The sequence below is a fragment of the Bacillus sp. B1-b2 genome (genome assembly GCF_009183415.1).
In the GTDB taxonomy this organism is placed as follows: domain Bacteria; phylum Bacillota; class Bacilli; order Bacillales; family Cytobacillaceae; genus Niallia.
The window spans coordinates 1-18,380 of the sequence record NZ_WEHU01000029.1; the positions used below are offsets into that span (position 1 = coordinate 1).

Genomic DNA, 18,380 nt, shown 5'->3' on the forward strand with positions numbered 1-18,380 from the left:
GTGGTTAGATAACCAATTAACTACCAATGGATATGATAATGTAAAGCGTATACTTTACGCAGATTGGCGAGAGAGTGAAGGCATACATGTAAGTCCTAAATAAAATTTGTTAGGATAAGAGCATTTCTTGGTGAATATAAACTTTAGTCTTCAACAATCAGGCGCTTTAATGAAGTAACTAAAGCCTAATTTTTCACTTATAACACCGAGAAATTAGGCTTTTTATATTTTGATTTCCTTAACGTTGTAAATCCGCATTTTCCTGACGCTACCCCTATTAGAAGGTAATGGTTTACCTGTTAGTAGTTTTTCATAAGATCGCTGCTCCCAGAAAAGAAAGGTGTAACCGATTATAGCAGTTATTGTTAGAATAACAGCGAAAATAATGGATAATTGTCCAAGACTAATATTTCCTTCAGATATCAACTCGATGAGTTTATTAAGCATACTTCTTTCCTTTCTTCCATTTTTGTTTTTAATGATAAGTCTTCTGTAGTGGTAAGCAAAATAGGTATCGATAGTGCTCATTGTCTACAAATGCAACTTGTAAGAGATTGAGGCAATATTTTGCGCTACACAAGTTGGAGCTTTTCCATCTAAATCTGTAATAATTGGCTTATCTCGATATGCACCATTTAATCTTTTTTGAACATAATCAGGAGTATATACTTCTGCTCCAATATCAATAATATCTCTCATTCTCATTGGTTTTGCTTCTGGATAAGATAAATTATGGAAAGGCTTTTTAGTTCCTATAACTATTAATCTTTTACGTTCTTGAGGGAGCCACATATTTGCGTTAACAGGGCATTCTACTCTAACGTAATAATTGGGTAATCTAGTTAAGCACTCCATCACCACTTGAAATTTTCGCATACCAGGAACATTTTCAACTATATACACTTCTGGTTGTGCTAAAGCCACATGTCTAAAAAAATGTAAAAATAAATCATCGCCTGTTCTAGTTCCATGTATATCAGCAATCCGGCTATACTTCGTACAAGGGAAAGTTCCAATATAAACATCTGCATCTTGCTGATCGAGTACAGTTATTTTTGTGATATCGGTTTGGTTTATTCTGTGTTTAAAGTTTTTCCTTAAAGTCTCACAAGCAACTTTATCTATTTCAAAAGATTCCATAATTTCAATACCAGCGTCTAACATTCCTAAGTCCATTCCACCAGCACCACTAAAATAACTTTTTGCTGTTATCATCAAAATTTTGTTCTCCTTCCTACATTACTAAGCTATTTTTCTTATGGTTAATTTTCCATACTATAGCTATATCTATCTAAAACCTTGTAATTATCTCTTTTCAATTATTCTTTGTAGATTTTCACTTTTGTTATTAAGTCTAGTAAAATGAATTGCTATTCTACTTTTTTTCGAACTACTCTTCATAATCTTTATTAAATTATTTACTGCTTTTCCTCTCGCTTCATTAATAATAATGGAATCTTTCATATTCTTCATTTCCCTTTCCACAAAATAGTTATTTAATTTTCAATATCAAGGCATATTATAAGTACTATCTTTACAACACGATTTTCATTATAAAAGTTTTTCAAGTTCGTGTTGTTAAACCCTATTAAATTTAGTTATTCTACTTTTTGATTCATGTATAAACTTCTTAAATATTGTGTAATGACTATAAACCAAAAAGAAATGACTATAATTCCAACAACATTAGCGAGAAAAGGATATTGAATTAATCCTCCGACACCCCAATGGTATGAAAATAATATGACAATTATCCAAGGCAATACTTTTTTTATAATTGGAAAACGTTTATTCTTAATTAAAAATAAATTAATGATGACTAAACTCACTATTAATATATTTATTAAATTCACTTTATTTTCTCTCCTTCATATAACCTTTGTACTATTCAACTAATTGTATTAATATTTTATATCCTTCTATTGTTAGAAAGGTACTCACTTTAAAATTCACATCTTTTTGATTCGCTTCTCCAATCTTAAAATTTTTTTGTCATAATGGTTATCTAATGAACAGTTGTTTCGTACTATGCTATACGTTTTAATATGTTATTTGCTGATTTTTTTATTACTTCTATTATTTCTTTATCAGTTAGTTCGCTAAAAGCTTCTGCAACCTCGTTAGGAATACTCTCATAAACCCCTTCTAATTCAACTATAGCTGATAAAAAATCCATTCCATTGTTTAGAAACCAGTCGCATACAATTTTCTGATTCTTATTCATTGCAAAACCCCTTTCCTACCGTACAATAGTTATCAAACAATAGCCATTACTATATAATTTTCTTGCTGTGCATAATTAGTAATATAAGTAATTTCTCTTTTAACTACTTCCCCTGTATACTCTTGTGCTAAAGGGTTATATTCTTGTAAATAAAGAGTATCTCCAACTTTAAAATCTCTGTCATTTTTTCTGATTTCAAAACTTTTATTTCCATTTCGTACTTCTTCAAAATATTGCGGTTGTATTTTTAAAAAGTGTTCCATTTCCTCACTCCTTCGCAATAGTTACCAAGCGTTTATGCTGTACGTTCCATAGGTTTTACCTAATTTCTCAACGTGGTCACAATATCTATCTAACTTTTCTAATGAAATAAATCTCTTCTTTTTAACTGGCTTATCATTATGAAAAATAACTATGGTGTAAGGTTTGTTTAATTTTTCTTTCTTCACGATTAACTCTCCTTTAATGAATAATAGTTATCTACTTTGAAATCATTTTTTCCTTATATAATCTTTTGCTGTATGATTTGCAATTATAATATAAGATAAACACGTTTTTTGTTTGATTCAATTTTTGTTACTTCTACGATACTTATTCTTCTCTTCAAACTTTTTCAAGGCAACAAAAACTAATATATTCGTTAAAATCAGAAGTAACATTGAGAAAAATCCTATTAGCAACTTATCTTGTGAACTTGCATTGTATGTATATGCTACAAGCTGAATTACCATAAGGACAAAGAATAATAAGAAATTCAGAATAACCCCATCTTTAATTACTATTGATTTTTCTTTGCAGTAACTACATGTCTTATCAGCAATATTCTTCTCATTTAAACATTTCGGACATACTCTTAAATCTTTTTGCGACACTGAGAAAATCCCCTTCTTTCTACCCCATATAAATTATCTATTTTCTATTCCGTTTCTCTTCATATATGAATTAGCCATACCATTTAGAAAACATCAATAACATATATTCAATTCATATTCTTTGCTATTAGTTAAAGCAAGAAAATCAGATTCACACCTAAACATTCAAGACTTACTGTCTTAACCACTTCATTTTCCATTAACAACTCACTCCTTCACAATAGTTTCGAACTATTCATCAACTCTTTTTAGAAATTCAATAAAATCTTTTGAATTTCCAGACCCCATTTCAATTGTGTCAATCCAGCTATCGTGAACAGTATCATTTTCAAGACCTTGTTCATCAAGCTAACCCCTTACTATTTTTTCATGTTCTCTCGCTGTGTGAAACGCTTTTGCAGACTTTCTAATACTATCCTTTATTTCTTTTGGAACTTTCATATATAAACCCCTTTCTACAGCAGAATAGTTTCGAACTACGCATAAATATATTCAGGATTTTTGTTACTTTTATTCTCCACTTCACCGATTCTGATAACTGAAATATTTCCTTCCTTCCATTGGGGAACATTAGCAAAATAGAAGAGTTTGTTTTCTTTTTCGAATAACTCTGTTTTTATTCTTTCATAGTATTTATGCCCCCATTCTGGATAGTCGTATTTGAATATACCCTTATACTTGTATCCTGCTTGTTCCATCGCTTCTAATATTGTTGCTTTTGGTTCATCTAAAGTTATATCGATCAAAATTTCTTTCATTTTTCCCACTCCTTTTTAACGCACTTTAATTTTATATGGTTTGGAAGTACTTTAACTAGAATTCACTTATGAATTCTGCATTTTTAAACTCTGTATTTCTCCTTAAACATTCTTCTTCTATCATGTCTAAATCGTCCATGTCTTGAGGTAACTGACCTCCAAAACTTTCTTCCCATACTTCTTTACTAAGCCAAACTTCTCTTTCTAGTGTTACTTTTATTGCCACTCTTTTCATACTTACTACCTCCCTTTAATGAATAATAGTTATCTATTCAAATTTAATTCTTTATAACCCTCAAACTTTAGTTATCTACTAATTTTCTATGTCCTGTTTTAAGTTGAATTTATCATCACTATCTTTATTTGTATTTTTATTATCAAGAAATTTAATGCGAAGACTATCAAAAATATCCCTAACAACTAATACAAAAACCATTAAAATTGAAAATATTATCAAGAAAATTAATATTGGGGCAAATATTTTGGCATATAATAAAAATCTTTCAAAAAATTGTATCATATTCATAAGTTTACCTACCTATATAATTTTTTTTGCGAAGTGATTACTATTCGGATTTTTAAACATATGTGAAACCCTCTCCTTTAGTCTGTAATCGTTTTAGTCTCATTCTCTAATGGGAGCTGTCAATTTGCCACAATTAAAATCTTTTCTACCGCAAATAGGTTATCTACTACTTCACTCTCTTTAACTCCAGCCTTCCAGTCTCAGCATTAAAATCAACAACTTTAAATTTTTCAGTGAAACTAAATGGAGCATTAATAACATCCGTTTCAATTATTTGATTTTTTTTTAAAGGGTAATATAGCTGTGTAGTATCATCCCCCCGACTACTTACATTCATTACTCCAATTGAAATCGAATCATTAATAAAACCAGAGAAGTAAACGGAATTATCTACTATATAATCACCTATCTTATAAATTCTTTCCTCATTAACAACAATATCTTCATCTTTTTTAGGTAAAACATTAAATGTGCTTTCTAAAGATCTTGTAATAAATGAACTAAAAATATATATGATAGTTATAACTAAAAAACCGAACACAATTAAATTTCTTTTCTTATTTTTCATACTCACTAATGACCCTCTCTTTTATATTTTCATTTCAATTCCGCATTAAAGGTCTTTATTTTTCAACTTCAATTTTTAAATGGTCTTCCTAAAAGTATGCCAATAAAACCTGCTAACACAAAAATTAACACAATTATTCATTGATAAACCTCTTTTATTCCCTATTACTAATCTATCATTTCTATCAATGATTTAATCCAACCAAGTATCTTCAGAATTGCCCCCAATACATCAATATAAAACAACATACCTGATCTCCTTCTCTATTTATTTGATCTTGTTAATCAATTGCACCTTTTTTATATTTTGTTCCATAGCTAAATGATGTTTCTCTAATAAATCTTTCATCTTTTCATCTTGATAGATTTTTACTTTTTGACTAGCCTGCATTTCAATTCCATTAGCATATTCAGAAATTTCCTTAATAAAACCTATAACTCTCTCTATCTCTTTTTTTTAAATCCTGCTCAGAAAGTTTTTTAGAGAGGTCTTCCAATGACGAAATCGAATAAATAATTTCTTCATTAAAATGAATCACAAAATATTCTTCTTTAATTTTTGATAAAGGAATCAAAATTTCATTTCTGAATAAGTAATAATTGCTATTGTCCAGCTTGAAAGCAAATCTCTTTTTATTTACTTCGTAGTAACGGTTACTTACCCTAAGATTTTCTTTTCTCATGGACCAAATCAGATTCCATTTCGGATTCAGAGGGTCATATTCATTAATAGGAAAAGAAAACTCAATAACTTTCCCTATGCTCTTCCCATAAGGAATATCAATTTCATTTATAAAACTTACCTTTTTATGATTTTTTAATTGGTCCAAATATTTACGAGAATAATGAATCTTAAATAATAATGAACCAATAAGAAATACCAACAGTATTTTTTCTATCCATAATATTATTTGCATGTTATTACCTTCTCCCTTTTATAATGGCCATTTTAAGCTTCTTCCTATCTTTTAAACCATTGCTTAACATTATCGCTATTGAAATACATAAAGCACCTATAAAGACGATATGTAGCAGAATCTTTAAATCATCTAGTGATAAAAAGGGAGATTCGTTTTTGCTACTTGCCTTTTTCTCGTCATCAAAGTTAAGCTTCCACATTCCTCCCTCATATAAAGCTTTAATTTCAACCTCAGTTGTTTTCTCTATATAATCGTCAAAAAATCCAGGATATAGATGAGTTAGATTAACGGTGAAAGAATACATTTGATCATTTTCTTTTTTCTCTTTAAGTATGTCTATTGATGATAACGGGTTTTCGTTTTCACTAAATGCTTCAATCATTTCAGTTTTAATTTCTTCATCTGTCTTCCCCTTTGTAAAGCTTTGATTTTTAGAGACTAAAGTGCTTGCAGCCCCATAGTTTGCATTTATTACTTCTTTATAATATTTAGTAACTACTTCCCTTGGGGTTAAATCATGTTTATCGATCACTTGGTTAACAGCATCATCTACTAGTTCAAAAGTTAAATACCATTGATTTTCAAACTTAATAGCAACGATTCTTTCTTGATAGGTATATTTTTTGGAGTCAGTTAACGAAGCAGTAAACAAAATACTTCTTCCATCGATTTCCTTAGCATCTTCTATGCTAAAAGTAGCAACAGAATTAACTTTGCTAGTATAAAATTGGGATATTTGTTTTATTACTTGTTGAATATCAGAGGTATTTCTCTTTTCTTCAGGCACTAATTGACTTTCAATTTCCGGTTTAGATAGTAACAGCTCTTTAATTGCTGTTCCATAATTCCCTTGTCTTATTAATTCATAATAACTATTTACCTTTTTGCTCGCCTCTTCCTTTTCTTCTTCAGTAATCGGTTCAGTATCCTCAACAGCTTTTACATCTTTCAATTCTTCAACTTTAACTGGTTCGCCTGTTTCAGCAGAAACGTATATCGGATCTCCTTCATTGGTCACAGAATCTAAAATCAAATACACACCAGCAGCGGTTAATAATGTTTTGCTAAAATTATTCCCCTTATAATAAGCTTGTCCTTTATATTTATTTTTTCCTTTAGTTGCATTTGCTGCAGCATTTTTACTTTTAATATTACTAGGACTAGTTTTTGCATTGGTTTTTGTATTATTTTTTGATTTCACTGAGCTAACCTTACCGCTATTAATAGAAGAACTTTTCACACTAGAACCTCCGGTTTTCCCTAAAGATACCTTTGCAGAGGCTGTACTATATGCTGTGAAAAATAATAAAATAATACTGAGGGTCATTATTGCTATTTTTTGGTTCATTACATTTTCCTCCTTAATCAAAAGATGAAGAACTATCACTTGAAGAGTCATTACTATAATCACTAGATGAATAATCATAAGAATTATTGTTTGTATAATCAGAACTACTTGATTACTCGTTTGAATTTTCAATCATTTCCCTTAGTACATTTCCATTTTCAAAATAAAAATTATTATTGAAAAACTCATTAGAGTTTTTGTTAGTTTCATAACTGCTTTTATTAGAGTAACCTTTCAATTGCCCATTTTTCATTCCACTTCGTTCTCTTATTTCAGTACCATTCCTTACGTTTATAAATTGTTGGATTTTTCTATGTTCCAAACTGTCTCTTCGTTGTTCTTTTTTCAACTCCGTTATATTTCTTTTCAAGTAGTCAATAACAAACATTAACGATATAACACATATTAGAAGAAAAATAATCATTTAAAACTATCCTTTCCGATTGAAATAGACACTTTGTTTAAAGGCCAATAACGCATTCCAATGCAGCCTTCTACACTTTCAATAGGAATTGTTCCTATTTCTCTACTATCCGTACTAAATTGTCTATTATCCCCTAATACAAATAAATGATCAGCTGGTACTTTCCCCACTAAAGCATAATCTTCCGTATAAATATCTTTGTTTTTAGGTATAAACACCTCATCAATAGCTTCATTATTTATAAACAATTGATTGTTCTTGTATTGGACCGTTTCACCTGGCAACCCAATTACTCGCTTTACTATTTTCTCTCCTGATGGAAGACGGGCAATTATGATTGAAAATCTATCCGGTGTATTAAATTTATTTATTAGAACTAAATCACCATTCTGTAGTGTAGGCTTCATAGATTCTCCATCTACCTTTAAAGGAACAAAAATAAATGATCTTACGATGAACAATACTATAAAAAAAATAAGAATTTTCCTTACATATGTTTTCATTTTTGTTCTCTCTTCTTGACTCATCATCTTATATCTATACTCCTATCTATTTTCGAAAACAGCCTATATCAAATAACCTTCCACTTTTTGTTACACCTGTTTCTAAAGTTAATATCCAATCATAGACATCATCTAGATTAAATCCATTTATCTTCAATTCTTTTGGGAATTCTATTTCTTCCTCAAAAATTTTATATAGCTTTTCTTTGGCCGTTTCAATTGGTCCAAATCCATATATATATTGATGTTTTACCTTCTTCCCCTCTCTATAAGATTTACGAATATACAAATACACCTTTCCTTTAGAGGTTTTCTTAGTTAAGTAACCCACCCTTTTCATGTACAACCTCACCTTTTTGTTTCTCCTACAAGTTGAAATTTTCTATATGTAGGGGAAACCCGTTTCAAAAAAATATTCCATTATAGATATAAATAGCTTTATCCAACCTATCAAACAAATCCATAACGGAATGGAGAAACATCCCCCTAAAAATACCCCTTTTATTAGGTTGCCTTCTAAGGTTTCTATTACTTCTTGTCTGATCAAATTAATTCATCCTTTTTTAATGATTTCTATATATTCGTCCGATTTAATTAGTAGATTGGTAAAACTCTTATCGTTAAATGTATTTTTATGTAGGTGTCCCCAACAAAGAATGTACTTTCCGATTAATTCTTCATCCGTATAAGTGAAATATTTAAAGTATTTTTCAAAGATAACGATTGAAAAAGGGATATTATTAATTTTTTTAAAGTTCAAGTAAATAACTTTTTCTCTTCTATTTATTGCTTCTATCTCTCCATGAACTAAATAAGGAAGGTTAAGTACAGCCATATCAGACCATAACTTCTCATGAGCTACCTCTTGGGACAAAATCAAATTGGAAATAGGGATTTTGTGGCCTTTCACTTGAATTAAAATACTACTAAGAATATCTGGTTCATAAGTGGAAAACAATTTAACAATAGATTTCAGTGAGCTTATGCTGTTAGGAGGAGCGGTTTCGTTTTTTATTTTAATAGTTTCCTTATTCTTTTTTTCTTCATCTTTGTCTTCTCTTTGGATTCTTCTAGGTTCATAATCAGGGTCTAATTTATTAAAACTTAATTTAATCACTGTTTCACTTAACCCTTGATCTATAAAATCACTTTGATAGTCATTAATTTTCGAAAGGCTCTCTTCAAACGATAGAGGTCTGTAAAATCCACAGGAAGAAGTATGCTTAGATTCATTTTTACCTGTAGTTTTAAAATATGGTGTTGTTCTTTCGTTACCTTTTACATGAACCAATGGTGCCTTGCAGCTTTTATCGATACAATAAATTTGTTGACTGTGTAGATCATCATTATATTCATTAATAGAGATAATCCTTCCATCACGAAACATAGCTGATATCATTTTATGTCTTCCTTTCATAACATAAATTTAGCTTTAACATATGTGCTCCAATTAACTTGGCGGCATTTCCATTTATACTTCTTCTCTTGCTTTCTCAAATAAGATATAGTTGCTTTTCTAACATTTTTTGCAAACTCTAATGCCTCTTCCATCTCAGAAAAGGAGAATGTCGTTCCGCTCAAAATATAGTCCTCTAAACAGTCCTGATCCTTTGTTAGCAAACTATCAGAGAAAATGATTTTTGCTCCTTTATTTCTACTAAACAAATGAAAATGTTTCTTTTTAATTTCTAAATGTATGGTTACCTTTTGGTAAGCTAATTCTAATAAATACTTTTCAAATTTTTCATCTGAAAAAGAAATTTTATAAAATACGCAAATCTTACCTTTTACACCTTTAATGTCCGTAGTAATGAAGAACATTATCTTAGCTCCTTTTTATGCAGACAATCCTTCAAAATAAGCAAGTGATGATTGAATTGCTCCAGTTACTCCGCGTCCTTGATGATAAACAATTGTTTTGTTTTGCTCTTTGCAAATCTCCTTAACCATAATCATAGATTTACGATTTATTGCCCCTTTTAACACAACTACACAATCCGCCTTATTGATTAACGTTTGGTATTCTTTTTTATTTCCTGACTTTTTCGATTCTCCAGGATGATGTAGCACTTTAAGCTCAAATCTGTCGCCCATTTTTTTGAACGTTTTATCTTGATTTCCACCAACAACCAACAATGTATTTGCCATTATGATCACTCCAATTACTTAATTTAAAATAATCATAACACAAAATACCACAAATACAACTTTTTTTAAATAAAACAAAACTTTCATTACATCATTCACAACCGAATCTCTTCTTTTGTTTTTAAGACATTAACAAATCGGTTATATTTTGATAAGATATATGCACCTATATCAGGGTGAACATAGATTGTTCCATGTAACAATACGTTTTCTATCGCTTCAGTCATTTCTTTAGTAGGCATTCGTTTGGATAAAAAACCGTTAAACATATTTAATTCAAAAGGAAACCCATTATCATTTTCCTTAATCAAAATGAACTTAGTACCATACTCGTACAAAGTCTTTATCTTATCCATAGCTTTTACTTCTTTTAAAGCCTCTTGTGTGAGAATTATAAGTTTTGGCTCACCACGTAAAGTATCTTGTAGACTATCTTTTGTCGAGACTATATAATCTTTACCGAATTTCACCTCCAATAGATCTTTAAAGCCTTTGCGAAAAGTAATATTCTCATTTTCAACAATAAAAATACATTCCTTCATAGCTGGTCCTCCCTAAGAAATCAAAAAAACCCTATCTTAAGTAAGACACCATAAAAGTGTCTAACTCAGATAGGGTTTTTCCCTTTAGATATTCAATTAATTGATATTATTATATCCTTTGAATCGCTAGATATCAACGTTTACTTCAAACTTTGATGGCTTTGTTAGTTTAGAATATGTCCATTGAGTAAGGTTACATATCGCCCTATACCATTTTCATCAATATACCAAGCTATTCGTGATGCTAAACCTATTGATGCATTATGATTATGAAGTGGTACTGCCGACTTATAGACTTTTTCTCCAGGATTAGGACTAACTAATACAATTGGCTTCTTATAATCATTAACTATCCAACAACCGTATTCTTGACAAGGAGAAACATACCAATTGGCATCCGTTCTTCCAGCTGGAAAATCCGGTTTAAAAGGATAGCACGATTTTTCTAAGGTTTCAATTTGTCCTTGTATCTCAGGATAAGAGATTTCCTCTTCTTCTAATCCATCCAATTCTTTTTGATTTATTTTTATATCCAGTTCCAAACTACTTATGGGTAAATATCTACTACTGTAAACTGTCACTTTATATCCTCTCAAATACCGTTGGAATTTTCAAATTCCTTCAGAATTGTTTATATACTTCTCTGGAATAATGTGCTAAATTTTTTGCATATTAGAAGGGGGAGTTTTTTTATGATCAAATTTCATGATTTTGGTATTAGCCTAGTGGAGTATGGGGAAAGAGGAAAAAAGAATGAATTTCCATTGTTTGATCAATGCCCAAACTGCAAATGTCATTCCCATGGGAATCTTCATCGTAACGGCTATTACTGGCGTTATGGAATAACTGATGAGACAACCGTACGGATCCCAATTTGTCGCCTAAGATGTTTACAATGTGAAGTGAATATCTCTATTCTTCCGGACTTTCTCATCCCGTATTTTCAACATACTATTCATACAGTTTTAGAACGAGTGAAGAAAATTCTTCAAAGGAAAAAAGCAAAAGGCAGCCGCCAATTAGTCAGGTTTTATCTAAATCGTTTCTTAACATGTATAAATTGGATTCATAGCTTCTTTATCAGCTTGGGGAAGATAAGTGGCATGTCGGAGGATATAAATAGCGAAGCCACAAAATATATGAAAATGATCCTTGATTTTGGCGAATCACCCTTCTTACGAAGGTCACGGGGTCACTTATCAAAATACTTTATGGCAAATTAATTCTATCATATTTAGGCGACTTTAAAAATATTCTTTGTCCCACATACCTTTTTCATAGTCAGAAAATATCGAAAAAAGTAGAATAATAACCATGGATGACCGGTCGTCCTTCTATGAAAAAGGAGGAAGATTCCATGAATGAAAAAGAGCGTGAACAAGTGGCCCTATTTCGGTATGGCCTAATAGCCCCCCTATTGAATGGGCAAGTTGATTCGAAGGAATATTTAAATGGAATGGAGGGAAAGGTTCATTCTGTCCCCCATTATGGAGAAAGGAAAATTGCAGAGAAAACAATGAAAGAGTGGCTTCTTCATTATCGAAGAAATGGATTTGAAGCATTAAAGCCCAAGAAGCGCTTGGATCGAGGGAATTCTCGAAGACTATCCCCTGATGACCAAGATCTTGTCCTTGAAATACGAAAAAAATCTCCCCATATGCCGGTTAGTGTTTTCTACGAACAACTAATCGAGCGTGGAGAGATACAAAAAAACCAAATATCTTACTCTACTATAATTCGATTATTAAAAAAACACAACCTTGTAGGAAAACAAATGGTGGCGATACCAGAAAGAAAACGGTTCGCTCACGAAAAGGTGAATGTGTTGTGGCAGGCTGATTTATCCCATGGACCTTATGTACCCGTTAATGGAAAAAAGACAAAGACATTTTTAATTGCCTATATTGATGACTGTTCTCGTCTTGTGCCGTATGCACAGTTCTTCTCGTCAGAGAAGTTTGATGGATTAAGAGTAGTCACGAAAGAGGCTTTAATTCGCAGAGGGAAACCTACCATCATTTATGCGGACAACGGTAAGATCTATCGATCTGAAACGCTTCAATATGCTTGTGCCCAACTCGGAATTACTTTAGCTCACACGCAGCCGTATGATCCCCGTGCAAAAGGGAAGGTAGAAAGGTTGTTTAAAACGATTCAAACACGGTTTTATCCGTTATTACAAGCCGATCCAGCTCATTCACTAGAAGAGTTAAATGAACGATTCTGGAGCTGGTTAGAGAAAGATTATCACCGAAGAGTTCATGCCTCTTTAGAGAGGTAAAACGCCCCATGAAGTGTTTCAATCTCAACTAAAGGATATAACATTTTTGGAGGATTTGTCTATTCTTGAGACCATCTTCTTGAAACGAGAACACCGGAAAGTAAAGGCTGATGGGACGATTACGTTAAATAAAGAGCTCTACGAAGTACCTTCCCGTTTTATCGGTCATTCTATCGATGTGAGACTAGACGAAAATGGTGTCTATATCTTTGAGGATGATAAGAAAGTCGCTGAAGCAATTCCTGTATCCATGAAGGATAATGCGCATGTAAAACGGGCTCGCTCGCCATTTTCATTATCTCAAACAGCTGAAGTGAAAGGGGAACAAGACCATGTATAAATCCTTTTACTCTTTAGCTCAAGCACCATTTTCGAAAGATATACGCCCTTCGGATGCGTTTCCTTCCACTGATTATCAAGGGGCTTTAAACGCATTAAATTATTTACAGAAATCGAAGGGAATGGGTCTTCTTATTGGGGATCCTGGCGCAGGAAAAACGTTTACCTTACGGTCTTTTAAGGAGTCATTAAACCCTTCTTTATATCACGTAGTCTATTTTCCCCTTTCAACTGGTGGTGTAATGGATTTTTACCGTGGGTTAGTATATGGCTTAGGGGAGGAACCGAAGTTCCGTAAAGTCGATCTCTTTAGGCAAATTCAACAAGGCATTGAGCGAATGGCAGGGGAACGTAAGATCACACCTGTTTTCATTTTAGATGAAATGCATATGGCAAAAGATGCTTTTTTGCAGGATATAGCACTATTATTTAACTTTCATATGGACTCAACCAATCCATTTATCCTAGTTTTAGCTGGCTTACCACATTTAAAGACTCGATTAGCATTAAATCATCATCGTCCACTATCACAGAGAATGATTATGAAATATGAGATTCAGCCATTATCCAGAGAGGAAGTTTCCCATTATATTCATCATCATATGAAGTTAGCAGGAGCGAAGATGACCATCTTTACAGAAACCGCGGTAGAAGCTATCGCATCACGGTCTCAAGGTTGGCCACGGGTTATTAATACATTAACGATTAACAGTTTATTATTTGGCTCTCAACTAAAGAAAGAACTGATTGATGAGGAAATTGTCAGGTTAGCTATAGAGGATAATGGCTTATCATGAGGCGTGGAATATTAGTATTTGACCACCATCTTCAAGAATGGAGAGTATGGTTAGGACATCAGCCCCACTGGATAGACCAGGGTTATGCATTTGAGATACGGGTCCAAAACAGGTATCTCCATGCATACTTGGAGAAAGATTTTGATTGGTTCGTAACTCTGGAACACGAAGTAAGGTTTGTACTCCACACTTACGAGGTGTACAAAATTCGAATAAAAAAACAGGATTATATGCCAGTTGATGCCCCTTTTTAGGGGTTTTCTTTTCCTGAATTTAAGACGGAATAATTTGAACAAGATTTTGCACATTCCGAAATAAAGTGAAAAAAATAGCACATTATTTCAGATTTCCTCCCGGATTAATGTGGAAAAGAGTATCTGAAATATTGTGCTCGTTTACACTACTACATTTTGAAACAACGAACGGATTATCTACATCTACCTTATTCTTAATTGAACAGGATTCTGTTAAAACATCATAAAGATCACAAGAATTCCGGCATGTATAAGATATTTCTTTCGCATTTTTTGTATTATCTACTACTAAAGACAACAAGATATCACCTTCTTTATTTATGCTGCACCAAATGCATATGGGATTATAAAGCTAATAATCAATAGAAACCCCGCAGATGCCCATAGTCTCTTACTCCATCTACCAAATTCAGGGTGTTTCAAAAGTTTATAGAATAGAAACATAACTAATCCAACTAATGTCATTCCCACTACTGTATAAAAACCAGATAACTGTAATAAGTTTATTACATCAGTTGCAAACAGTGTAACATTTGTTGTGTTTATTGTAAATAATACAATTAAAAAAATACGAATTATAAAGAAAGAAATTGGAGCCCAAATTAGTACACCGGTAGCCCCTTTCATAACTTGCCCAGTTTTTGTAACAATTGAATACCCTAGCCTAACAACTCCAACCAGGAACATTATCGTAAAAAGAGATGAGAATAAACTAGAAACTATCGGTGCAGAATCATTTATGGAATTTCCCCAATTTGTAATCATATCATCCATAGATGGAGCATCACTAAAGGGATTTGCCATTGCTTTTGTAGGAATCAATAAAATTGTGATTATTATTAATGACATAATCGTTTTGACTTGGCTTCTAATCATTAAAGATCCCTCTTCGTTGATGAACTTTAAAAGTGAATTTGGACTCAAAAGTAGTGGATTGCATTCTACCATCAACAGCATAAACCTTATGTGAATAACTGAAATTATTGGCATTCTGATCCATGATATTTTCTACTGTAGCTAACCACTGAGAAATAATTTGTTTATTCACAGGTTTTGTTTTTGCCTCTTTTAAAAGAGGCGTAATTTTATTACCAGGAATTTTTAAACTTACATGGATGAGATTTGTCATGTATTTAAAACCACTTACATCAAAAAATTGGATGAAATTCCGATATTTTTCTAACACCTTAAATTGCTCATATAATGTACTCATTATTTTTGCCTTTTCTAGGCTTCCAGATAGTGGGATACTGATTGTTAAATCAATATTATGATGGTTCATTTCTCCTGAAGGTAAGACTTCTAAATGTCCTTGAAATGGACAATTTAAATCATCGCATAATGGTGAAAGCCAGCTATAATTAGCAAATATAAGATTTTCTTTTACATTTTCATAATAGTCATCTTCTTGCTTTATTTTCTCTGTACCAATTGGCCCTATTAAAACAAACTTATCTCTCGTTTTAAATTCTAATCTCGATAAGTTTAATTGTTTTTCCTTAATTGTTACCATAATCTCATTTATACTTTTTTCTCCTATACGAACCATTTCCATTTCTCCTTTTCATTTTTAAATTGTATTGGTTTTATCATTCCATTTTGGACTTTAATTTTTGTATAGAACGGTGTTTCTGGAAGATTGTCTATAAAATTATCAAAACTTGCTATCCATTGTCCTAAAACATCCGTTTTATTTTCATTTATTAAATAGGATTTTTCCTTAGGGTTAAGGTAAATTCGAATTTGATTTAACTGTTTTCTTTCTCCTTGAACCTCTATCGAATTAATTATGGGAAAAAGAGGGATGAGCTTTTTCAATTTGCTATATAATTGGGATAAAGTTGATAATTTATCAACTGCTTCTACAGGGATAATAATCTCTATATATTGCTCTTCCCGTATAAATTCACCTCTATCATTAATTTCTAAATTTACTGTAAAATCATGAACTTTAAGAGTGCTTAAAGGCAATAAGCATCTCTCGTACATACTAATTACTTCTTGAGATAGCACCTCTAAGTAATTTTTCTTGAGTGACATATTAAATGTATCTCCATATAAACAACCAATATAGAATTTATTATCTTTTATCCTATAATCTAAATTTAGTTTTTGAATATAACGATTGTCATCCTCAATCACAGACAATATAGATTCTAAACCAGCTGTGTTGATTTCAGATCTCATTCCACTGCCCCCTTTAGATGGCTTTTTATAATTTCTTTCATTTTTTTTATCATTGATGTACATTAGTATAGTATTAATATATATAGTAAAACTGTCGAAGCTTGTCGATTACAGGGATATTTTTACTAATTTTCATGAAAAATTCACCAAAAACTAGTTAAATAGACCTTGACTGGTGGATTTGTACCCGAGAGGATTCCCCCTTCACTAAATGAACAAATCCTAATTTGTTCATTTAGTGAAGGAGGTGAACTAAATTCACTTCCTCCGAATAGCAAATAACCCTTAAATTGCAGCTGCCTCATATTCGATTTTTTCATCCGGGATAATATAATCTGATGAAACAGCATGTTCTAAAATTTCTATCTTTAAAACTCTTATATTTTTTCCTTCTCTTTCAATTTCTAAAGACAAGGAATCCTTTCTATTTATTCGATACACACTTTCGCCAATATTTATCCACGCTCTTTTACCATCTGAAACATGAATATATTCCTCTTCCATACCTAGAACAGATACAAGCCAACGCTGCTTCCCTTGTAAATTATCAGCTATTTTTGTAGTGGGTATATCATCCACTTGATCCTCTATTTCTGAATTTACTTGTTTATTTCTACATTCTCGAGAAGTTGTGGTATTTAAATCTGTAAGGTTAAGTTCCTCTTCAAGAGGTCCACTTTGCTCGTCACATAGTTCCTCAAAATTAATTTCTTTAGTCAAATTCGATAAGTATTCTATTGTTCTATCATCTAATTCTGAAACAGTCGGAGTAATATGATAAATATTAGTTGGGCGCATAACTTCTTCCCAATCATCTTCCTGTATATTTAGATTTTGAGTTTCTTCTAAATAAATAATTTCATCTTTCGATTTAGATTCTGTCTCTGTTGGAATTAATCCATTCTCTAAATAATACTGTTTCATCTTTAAATCCATACAGACTGCATGGAAAAAATATTCTATTAGAAAATACATATATACAAACCAATCTAAATTTATCGTAATAGTATGCATTTTTATCCTCCTAAAATAATTCGAATGCCAGCTGACCACTGACTACTCTACGTTTATTTTTCTTTTCTGGTTTTTCCTCCACTAAATCAAACAAGGAAATTTGTGAACTATCATTATTTGTTTTAGACTCCCTCTCACTTCGAGTTAAATAGTCTACTATTTCACCATCAAGAGCTGAATCACTTCCAAAAGCAGCATATAAATCTACTTCCAATATCATTTCGTTAAAATGAAAACCAGGAATTTTACCTTTCTCTATATTGCTAGCGATAGTTTTAGATTTTCTTATAAGAACATTTCTTGAACTGTCAGTTTTAATGTACTTATTAGCCCATTCTTCGAAATATTCTTTGTTTGATTTTAATGAGAAATTCTTTGGTTTTCCAATATTAGAAAGAATTTCTCTAGCTCTATCAGACGCTTCTGCAACCCATTCTTCCGTACTTCCTTGAAGCACATTTCCTTTCTTTATCGACTGTATTAACATGGATTGTAAATCGCCAGTATCCCCTAACATAGCATTCAATCCATCACTTGAAACATCACCGTTAATAGCACCAGCAGCTTTATTCTTCATGGCTATCAATGTTGCCATTTGTTCTTGGTACATATTTTTATACGCTAAATAATACAGTCTACACTCCTCAGTTTGTTTTATTCTCCACGCTCTTCGTGC

Annotated in this window: 29 protein-coding genes and 1 pseudogene; 3 read left to right on the forward strand and 27 right to left on the reverse strand. The window is 31.8% G+C overall.

What is annotated here, in order from left to right; translation table 11 throughout:
• Window positions 1–222 precede the first annotated feature (222 nt).
• From F9279_RS20335 to F9279_RS20425, 22 genes are all read right to left on the reverse strand, one after another.
• Entirely contained in the window at window positions 223–528 is a 306-nt protein-coding gene (locus F9279_RS20335; protein WP_193224649.1) for a hypothetical protein, read from the reverse strand.
• Between the two features lie 3 nt (window positions 529–531).
• A complete protein-coding gene (locus F9279_RS20340; protein WP_226793783.1) occupies window positions 532–1,215 on the reverse strand; it encodes a DNA cytosine methyltransferase in 684 nt (227 codons plus the stop codon).
• 90 nt (window positions 1,216–1,305) lie between these two features.
• Entirely contained in the window at window positions 1,306–1,473 is a 168-nt protein-coding gene (locus F9279_RS25345) for a hypothetical protein (protein WP_156827845.1), read from the reverse strand.
• Between the two features lie 125 nt (window positions 1,474–1,598).
• A complete protein-coding gene (locus F9279_RS20345; RefSeq protein WP_193224650.1) occupies window positions 1,599–1,829 on the reverse strand; it encodes a hypothetical protein in 231 nt (76 codons plus the stop codon).
• A 197-nt stretch (window positions 1,830–2,026) separates the two neighbouring features.
• Window positions 2,027–2,224 (reverse strand): hypothetical protein, encoded by a 198-nt coding sequence (locus F9279_RS20350; protein ID WP_047944115.1) that lies wholly within the window; start codon window positions 2,222–2,224, stop codon window positions 2,027–2,029.
• A gap of 32 nt (window positions 2,225–2,256) precedes the next feature.
• On the reverse strand, window positions 2,257–2,487 hold the full coding sequence (locus tag F9279_RS20355; protein WP_016204189.1) for a DUF3850 domain-containing protein: 231 nt from the start codon (window positions 2,485–2,487) through the stop codon (window positions 2,257–2,259).
• Between the two features lie 21 nt (window positions 2,488–2,508).
• Window positions 2,509–2,673 carry a hypothetical protein gene (locus F9279_RS25350; protein ID WP_161798411.1) on the reverse strand — a complete coding sequence of 55 codons (165 nt, stop codon included), beginning with the start codon at window positions 2,671–2,673 and terminating at the stop codon, window positions 2,509–2,511.
• Between the two features lie 117 nt (window positions 2,674–2,790).
• Complete coding sequence (locus tag F9279_RS20360) at window positions 2,791–3,096, reverse strand: hypothetical protein (protein ID WP_016204188.1); 306 nt, start codon at window positions 3,094–3,096, stop codon at window positions 2,791–2,793.
• 476 nt (window positions 3,097–3,572) lie between these two features.
• The gene (locus F9279_RS20365) at window positions 3,573–3,854 is read right to left on the reverse strand and encodes a hypothetical protein (protein WP_047944116.1); all 282 of its coding nucleotides are present in this window, start codon (window positions 3,852–3,854) and stop codon (window positions 3,573–3,575) included.
• Window positions 3,855–3,909: 55 nt separating this feature from the next.
• On the reverse strand, window positions 3,910–4,089 hold the full coding sequence (locus F9279_RS20370; protein ID WP_047944117.1) for a hypothetical protein: 180 nt from the start codon (window positions 4,087–4,089) through the stop codon (window positions 3,910–3,912).
• 457 nt (window positions 4,090–4,546) lie between these two features.
• Window positions 4,547–4,948, reverse strand: coding sequence for a hypothetical protein (locus F9279_RS20375; protein WP_226793767.1), 402 nt, complete (start codon window positions 4,946–4,948; stop codon window positions 4,547–4,549).
• Window positions 4,949–5,215: 267 nt separating this feature from the next.
• Complete coding sequence (locus F9279_RS26010) at window positions 5,216–5,338, reverse strand: hypothetical protein (protein WP_264298272.1); 123 nt, start codon at window positions 5,336–5,338, stop codon at window positions 5,216–5,218.
• Window positions 5,339–5,369: 31 nt separating this feature from the next.
• Window positions 5,370–5,864 (reverse strand): hypothetical protein, encoded by a 495-nt coding sequence (locus tag F9279_RS20380; protein ID WP_047944120.1) that lies wholly within the window; start codon window positions 5,862–5,864, stop codon window positions 5,370–5,372.
• A 4-nt stretch (window positions 5,865–5,868) separates the two neighbouring features.
• Window positions 5,869–7,215 (reverse strand): hypothetical protein, encoded by a 1,347-nt coding sequence (locus F9279_RS20385; protein WP_047944121.1) that lies wholly within the window; start codon window positions 7,213–7,215, stop codon window positions 5,869–5,871.
• A 112-nt stretch (window positions 7,216–7,327) separates the two neighbouring features.
• Entirely contained in the window at window positions 7,328–7,639 is a 312-nt protein-coding gene (locus F9279_RS20390; protein ID WP_047944122.1) for a hypothetical protein, read from the reverse strand.
• A complete protein-coding gene (gene lepB / locus F9279_RS20395) occupies window positions 7,636–8,169 on the reverse strand; it encodes a signal peptidase I (RefSeq protein WP_053215780.1) in 534 nt (177 codons plus the stop codon). The genes F9279_RS20390 and lepB overlap by 4 nt, the downstream gene beginning before the upstream one ends.
• A gap of 19 nt (window positions 8,170–8,188) precedes the next feature.
• Window positions 8,189–8,482: a hypothetical protein gene (locus tag F9279_RS20400; protein ID WP_047944123.1), complete on the reverse strand. Its 294-nt coding sequence runs from the start codon at window positions 8,480–8,482 to the stop codon at window positions 8,189–8,191.
• A 213-nt stretch (window positions 8,483–8,695) separates the two neighbouring features.
• Complete coding sequence (locus F9279_RS20405) at window positions 8,696–9,541, reverse strand: hypothetical protein (protein WP_047944124.1); 846 nt, start codon at window positions 9,539–9,541, stop codon at window positions 8,696–8,698.
• 14 nt (window positions 9,542–9,555) lie between these two features.
• Window positions 9,556–9,963, reverse strand: coding sequence for a hypothetical protein (locus F9279_RS20410; protein ID WP_047944125.1), 408 nt, complete (start codon window positions 9,961–9,963; stop codon window positions 9,556–9,558).
• A 15-nt stretch (window positions 9,964–9,978) separates the two neighbouring features.
• Window positions 9,979–10,290, reverse strand: a complete 312-nt coding sequence (locus F9279_RS20415) for a DUF2325 domain-containing protein (RefSeq protein WP_047944126.1) — start codon at window positions 10,288–10,290, stop codon at window positions 9,979–9,981.
• 95 nt (window positions 10,291–10,385) lie between these two features.
• On the reverse strand, window positions 10,386–10,832 hold the full coding sequence (locus tag F9279_RS20420) for a response regulator transcription factor (protein WP_047944127.1): 447 nt from the start codon (window positions 10,830–10,832) through the stop codon (window positions 10,386–10,388).
• Between the two features lie 164 nt (window positions 10,833–10,996).
• Window positions 10,997–11,413, reverse strand: coding sequence for a hypothetical protein (locus tag F9279_RS20425; protein ID WP_053215781.1), 417 nt, complete (start codon window positions 11,411–11,413; stop codon window positions 10,997–10,999).
• A gap of 111 nt (window positions 11,414–11,524) precedes the next feature.
• Here F9279_RS20425 and F9279_RS20430 point away from each other — a divergent pair, with 111 nt between their 5' ends.
• From F9279_RS20430 to F9279_RS20440, 3 genes and pseudogenes are all read left to right on the forward strand, one after another.
• Window positions 11,525–12,055: a DUF6431 domain-containing protein gene (locus tag F9279_RS20430; RefSeq protein WP_035416525.1), complete on the forward strand. Its 531-nt coding sequence runs from the start codon at window positions 11,525–11,527 to the stop codon at window positions 12,053–12,055.
• Window positions 12,056–12,189: 134 nt separating this feature from the next.
• A pseudogene (locus tag F9279_RS20435) lies at window positions 12,190–13,453 on the forward strand (DDE-type integrase/transposase/recombinase).
• Window positions 13,446–14,249 carry an ExeA family protein gene (locus tag F9279_RS20440; RefSeq protein WP_047944128.1) on the forward strand — a complete coding sequence of 268 codons (804 nt, stop codon included), beginning with the start codon at window positions 13,446–13,448 and terminating at the stop codon, window positions 14,247–14,249. The pseudogene F9279_RS20435 and the gene F9279_RS20440 overlap by 8 nt, the downstream one beginning before the upstream one ends.
• A 572-nt stretch (window positions 14,250–14,821) precedes the next feature.
• Here the strand turns inward: F9279_RS20440 and F9279_RS20445 are convergent.
• From F9279_RS20445 to F9279_RS20465, 5 genes are all read right to left on the reverse strand, one after another.
• Entirely contained in the window at window positions 14,822–15,379 is a 558-nt protein-coding gene (locus F9279_RS20445) for a hypothetical protein (protein ID WP_047944130.1), read from the reverse strand.
• A complete protein-coding gene (locus tag F9279_RS20450; protein ID WP_047944131.1) occupies window positions 15,372–16,052 on the reverse strand; it encodes a hypothetical protein in 681 nt (226 codons plus the stop codon). Before F9279_RS20450 ends, F9279_RS20445 begins: the two co-directional genes overlap by 8 nt.
• Window positions 16,040–16,690 carry a hypothetical protein gene (locus F9279_RS20455; protein WP_152116066.1) on the reverse strand — a complete coding sequence of 217 codons (651 nt, stop codon included), beginning with the start codon at window positions 16,688–16,690 and terminating at the stop codon, window positions 16,040–16,042. The genes F9279_RS20450 and F9279_RS20455 overlap by 13 nt, the downstream gene beginning before the upstream one ends.
• Before the next feature lie 285 nt (window positions 16,691–16,975).
• Window positions 16,976–17,704, reverse strand: a complete 729-nt coding sequence (locus F9279_RS20460) for a hypothetical protein (RefSeq protein WP_047944133.1) — start codon at window positions 17,702–17,704, stop codon at window positions 16,976–16,978.
• A gap of 10 nt (window positions 17,705–17,714) precedes the next feature.
• Window positions 17,715–18,314: a hypothetical protein gene (locus tag F9279_RS20465; RefSeq protein ID WP_047944134.1), complete on the reverse strand. Its 600-nt coding sequence runs from the start codon at window positions 18,312–18,314 to the stop codon at window positions 17,715–17,717.
• Window positions 18,315–18,380 lie beyond the last annotated feature (66 nt).

Bases quoted from the DNA above. Each gene is read 5' to 3' on its own strand.
- F9279_RS20420 (WP_047944127.1), bottom strand. From the start codon at position 10,832: ATGAAGGAATGTATTTTTATTGTTGAAAATGAGAATATTACTTTTCGC.
- F9279_RS20400 (WP_047944123.1), bottom strand. From the start codon at position 8,482: ATGAAAAGGGTGGGTTACTTAACTAAGAAAACCTCTAAAGGAAAGGTG.
- lepB (WP_053215780.1), bottom strand. From the start codon at position 8,169: ATGATGAGTCAAGAAGAGAGAACAAAAATGAAAACATATGTAAGGAAA.
- F9279_RS20455 (WP_152116066.1), bottom strand. From the start codon at position 16,690: ATGAGATCTGAAATCAACACAGCTGGTTTAGAATCTATATTGTCTGTG.
- F9279_RS20370 (WP_047944117.1), bottom strand. From the start codon at position 4,089: ATGAAAAGAGTGGCAATAAAAGTAACACTAGAAAGAGAAGTTTGGCTT.
- F9279_RS20365 (WP_047944116.1), bottom strand. From the start codon at position 3,854: ATGAAAGAAATTTTGATCGATATAACTTTAGATGAACCAAAAGCAACA.
- F9279_RS20410 (WP_047944125.1), bottom strand. From the start codon at position 9,963: ATGTTCTTCATTACTACGGACATTAAAGGTGTAAAAGGTAAGATTTGC.
- F9279_RS20380 (WP_047944120.1), bottom strand. From the start codon at position 5,864: ATGCAAATAATATTATGGATAGAAAAAATACTGTTGGTATTTCTTATT.
- F9279_RS26010 (WP_264298272.1), bottom strand. From the start codon at position 5,338: ATGCAGGCTAGTCAAAAAGTAAAAATCTATCAAGATGAAAAGATGAAA.
- F9279_RS20340 (WP_226793783.1), bottom strand. From the start codon at position 1,215: ATGATAACAGCAAAAAGTTATTTTAGTGGTGCTGGTGGAATGGACTTA.
- F9279_RS20445 (WP_047944130.1), bottom strand. From the start codon at position 15,379: ATGATTAGAAGCCAAGTCAAAACGATTATGTCATTAATAATAATCACA.
- F9279_RS20460 (WP_047944133.1), bottom strand. From the start codon at position 17,704: ATGCATACTATTACGATAAATTTAGATTGGTTTGTATATATGTATTTT.
- F9279_RS20405 (WP_047944124.1), bottom strand. From the start codon at position 9,541: ATGATATCAGCTATGTTTCGTGATGGAAGGATTATCTCTATTAATGAA.
- F9279_RS20375 (WP_226793767.1), bottom strand. From the start codon at position 4,948: ATGAAAAATAAGAAAAGAAATTTAATTGTGTTCGGTTTTTTAGTTATA.
- F9279_RS20335 (WP_193224649.1), bottom strand. From the start codon at position 528: ATGAGCACTATCGATACCTATTTTGCTTACCACTACAGAAGACTTATC.
- F9279_RS20465 (WP_047944134.1), bottom strand. From the start codon at position 18,314: ATGTACCAAGAACAAATGGCAACATTGATAGCCATGAAGAATAAAGCT.
- F9279_RS20385 (WP_047944121.1), bottom strand. From the start codon at position 7,215: ATGAACCAAAAAATAGCAATAATGACCCTCAGTATTATTTTATTATTT.
- F9279_RS20390 (WP_047944122.1), bottom strand. From the start codon at position 7,639: ATGATTATTTTTCTTCTAATATGTGTTATATCGTTAATGTTTGTTATT.
- F9279_RS20450 (WP_047944131.1), bottom strand. From the start codon at position 16,052: ATGGTTCGTATAGGAGAAAAAAGTATAAATGAGATTATGGTAACAATT.
- F9279_RS20430 (WP_035416525.1), top strand. From the start codon at position 11,525: ATGATCAAATTTCATGATTTTGGTATTAGCCTAGTGGAGTATGGGGAA.
- F9279_RS20355 (WP_016204189.1), bottom strand. From the start codon at position 2,487: ATGGAACACTTTTTAAAAATACAACCGCAATATTTTGAAGAAGTACGA.
- F9279_RS25345 (WP_156827845.1), bottom strand. From the start codon at position 1,473: ATGAAGAATATGAAAGATTCCATTATTATTAATGAAGCGAGAGGAAAA.
- F9279_RS20350 (WP_047944115.1), bottom strand. From the start codon at position 2,224: ATGAATAAGAATCAGAAAATTGTATGCGACTGGTTTCTAAACAATGGA.
- F9279_RS20440 (WP_047944128.1), top strand. From the start codon at position 13,446: ATGTATAAATCCTTTTACTCTTTAGCTCAAGCACCATTTTCGAAAGAT.
- F9279_RS20415 (WP_047944126.1), bottom strand. From the start codon at position 10,290: ATGGCAAATACATTGTTGGTTGTTGGTGGAAATCAAGATAAAACGTTC.